Consider the following 3339-nt stretch of genomic DNA (forward strand, 5'->3'; position numbering starts at 1 on the left):
CGCAGCCAGCCCAGGTCGCCCGCCTCCGTGTTCATCGCCACGACCTCGGGCCGCCCCGCGCCGTAGCGGATGATCGACACCGACGCCGGTCCGACGCTCAACCGCTGGAACAGGTCGAGGTGCATCCCGAGCGCGTCCGCGAGGATCGCCTTGATCGTGTCGCCGTGGCTGACCGCCGCCCACACCGCGCCCGCCCCGTGCTCCTCCGCCACGGCCGCGTCGTGCCGGCGGATCGCCGACACGGCCCGCGCCTGCATGGCGAGCAGCCCCTCGCCGCCGGGGAACACCACTGCGGAGGGCTGGTTCTGCACCGTCGCCCACAGCGGCTCCTTCGCCAGGTCGCGGAGCGGGCGCCCCTGCCACTGGCCGTAGTCGCACTCGGTGATGCCCTTCTCGATCAGCGTGGGCGGAGGCGTCGTCTGCCGGTCGAGCACGAAGCGGGTGGTCTGCCGGCACCGCTCCAGCGGGCTCGACACCACAGAGGCGAGGTCGACCGCCGCGAGCCGCTCGCCCGTGCGCGCCGCCTGCGCCCGCCCGACATCGTCGAGCCGCACTCCGGCGGTGCGTCCGGCGAGGATCCCCGCGGTGTTCGCGGTCGTGCGTCCGTGCCGGACGAGGAGGAGCGTGGCCATGGGGCCAGCGTAGGCGGGTGCAGTGTGTGCCTCCTGCGGGAGCCAGGGCCGTACTCAGGCATGCCGGGCGGCCCCGGCTCTGCGCCACCTCCCGCCCTTCCCGGAGGGAGGCGCCGACCGCTGCCGGCCGTGCGCCTGCCTCCGGGAAGGACGCGGGCCTCTTAGCAGTTCGCCGAGATCCAGGAGAAGATGCCACCCGATCCGCCGCTCTCGAAGGTGCTCCATCCATCGATGACGTTCGTGTCGACGAGCGCGAATCCGGAGCCGGTGAAGTTGTAGAGATTGCCCGCGGTGTCGAGTACGGCGGTGCTTCCCTGCCACTTAAAGATCCGGGCGGGGTTGGCGACGTTCCCGGGAGCACTGACCGTCGTGGTCGAGGTACCCGTCTGGCTGAAGACAGAGCCGTTCTTCGTCACCCAGGTCAAGACGCCAGGGTTCTCGTAATCCGCCGTCGCCGCCGCGACGTTCGTCGCGATTCTCGCCCAGCCCGTGTTCGTCGCGCGATAGAGGTCTCCAGAGGCGGTGAGAACGGCTGTGCCCCCCTGCCACTTGAAGACCTGCTGACCGCCATTGACGACACCGGGCTGCGTCACGGGGGTCCTCGACGTCCCCGTGACCGACCGCACGACGCCGTCAGAGCGAAGCCAGGCGAAGATCGAGTTTCCGGCCTCGTAGTTACTGAAGCCGTCGATGACGTTCGTGTCGACGAGCGCGAATCCGGAGCCGGTGAAGTTGTAGAGATTGCCCGCGGTGTCGAGTACGGCGGTGCCGCCCCTCCATTTGAAGATGCGAGCGGGGTTCGCAACCGAACCGGGCACTGTGTACGGGGTGGTGCTTGTTCCCAGCAGCCCAGCGACCTTGCCGTCGTTCGTGACCCAGGTGAGGACTCCAGGGCGCTCGTAACCGGAGTAAGCGGCTCGGACGCCGGATGCGGCCAACGCCCACCCTGTAGCTGTCGCGCGGTAAAGGTTGCCGTTCTTATCGAGAATTGCCGTACCGCCCTCCCACTTGAAGACCTTCACGCCGTCAGTGACCGTGCCTGGGTTGCTCCCGATCGTTTGTGACGTTCCCGTGAGGTAGTGGTAGCTCGTCGCGGCCTTGGACACCGCGATCGACGACGAGCCGGTCGCCTGGCCGGACGATGCGCTGATCGGGAAATCGCCGGGGCGCTGAGTGGGAGTGATTGTGGGGAGGACGACTCGGCCGTTCGAATCCGTGGTGAAGGATCGTGGCGCTGACGAGCCGTCTGCCCAGGTGAATCCGGCGGGAAGGGTCACCGTCACCGGCTTCGACGGGTCAGCCGTCGTGCCGTCGGTCGTCAGCCGCAGCGTGACATTGTTCAGCTTCCCGCAGGAATCGACGGTGTAGGGGCCGTTGACGAAGGCGAGCGTCGGCGTGACGGATGCAGCGGCGGCGGGTGTCGCCGTCGCCATGGCGACGACCGGGATCGTCCAGGCGGCGCCCTTCACGAGGGTGCGGCGGTGCACGCCGTCCTCGGCGGGGATGGACCAGCCGGTGTCGATGCTGATGCGGTGGGGTGTGCGGGGGATGAGTCGTTCACGGGTTCTCCTGTGATGAGTGTTTGTCGGACGGCCTCATCGTTCTGGCGACAGCACGCCCGGCGACACCGGCGGTCGAGCATTCTGGAAGCCGGACCGTCGATCTCTGGAATCGTCGTCGGGCTGGAGTGGCGGCGCGGACACTGGGTCGGGAGGACGACGACGCCGGTCGCTTCGCTCACCCGACCGGAAGGGGGGGGGCAACGCTGCCCCGCCCGCCGCGTGGCCAGGGCGCGCCGACCGAGCGCGGCATCGCCCTGGAAGGATCCGACGCCTCCGGATGGCTGCGTGACCGCGGCGTCTCGGTCGTGGCGGCAGGCGGGCGGCTCCGTGTCTTCGGCGACTACGTCGCGTCGTCCGAGGTCACTTTTGCGCGCATCTGGCACACGGCGCGCGAGGTCGAGCGGGAGGGGCGGCACCGCGGAGTGAGCCTCAGCCTCCTGGTCGAGGGGCGGCTCCGTGTCGGTGCGCCGGGCGACGAGATCGAGGTGCAGCAGGGAGGCGGGTTCCTGCAGTGGTCCTCCGGCGCGGTGCCGGTGCGGAGCGAGGGCCGCAGCGGCACCGTCGAGGTCGCGGTCGGCCGCGAGTTCTTCTCGCAGTTCTTCATCGGGGAGGACCGGGGCGTGCGCCCGTGCCGGCGGGGCTGGAGTCGACGAAGATGCTGCTCAACACCGCGATCGGCGCGCTGGCGACGACGGTCGTCCCCGGCTCGCTCCTCTGGGCCGGGACCAGGGAGCACATCGAGGGCGCCCTGCGGACCGTGCTCACCGAACTCGGGCCGCCCGCATTCCGCGGCACGACCGCGACGGCCGTGCGGCTCCTGCGCCGGGCGTACACGGCGATCGAGGCGCGCTGCGCTGATCCCGCCTTCGACGCCCGGTCGCTCGCGGCCGACCTGTCCGTCTCGGTCAGCGGCCTCTATGCTGCGTTCGCCGAGACGGGAGTGACGCCCTCGCGGGCGATCCGCTCGATCCGGGTGGCCCAGGCCCGGCGGATGCTGGCGCGGCGCACGGCCGAGACGGCCGTCGACTACAGCGAGATCGCTCCGCTCGCCGGCTTCGGATCGGCGTCGGCGCTGGTGGCGGCCCTGCGCGCCGATCGCGGACCGTGACGGAGCGGCCCCGGCTGGCGGCTCCGTCCTGCGGCGC

The 3339-nt window shown here is 70.7% G+C and carries 3 protein-coding genes; 1 reads left to right on the forward strand and 2 read right to left on the reverse strand.

Features of this window, described 5'->3' with window-relative positions; all coding sequences use genetic code 11:
- A partial coding sequence (locus ACH61_RS14615) for a histidine phosphatase family protein (protein ID WP_068213444.1) occupies window positions 1-632 on the reverse strand: 632 nt, incomplete at its 3' end.
- A 161-nt stretch (window positions 633-793) separates the two neighbouring features.
- Complete coding sequence (locus ACH61_RS14620; RefSeq protein ID WP_068213446.1) at window positions 794-2119, reverse strand: hypothetical protein; 1326 nt, start codon at window positions 2117-2119, stop codon at window positions 794-796.
- Between the two features lie 730 nt (window positions 2120-2849).
- On the opposite strand from ACH61_RS14620, the gene ACH61_RS14625 reads away from it, so the two are divergent.
- Window positions 2850-3302 carry a helix-turn-helix domain-containing protein gene (locus ACH61_RS14625; RefSeq protein ID WP_153038916.1) on the forward strand — a complete coding sequence of 151 codons (453 nt, stop codon included), beginning with the start codon at window positions 2850-2852 and terminating at the stop codon, window positions 3300-3302.
- Window positions 3303-3339 lie beyond the last annotated feature (37 nt).

This window comes from Rathayibacter tanaceti, from assembly GCF_001634385.1.
GTDB classification, from domain to species: Bacteria; Actinomycetota; Actinomycetes; order Actinomycetales; family Microbacteriaceae; genus Rathayibacter; species Rathayibacter tanaceti.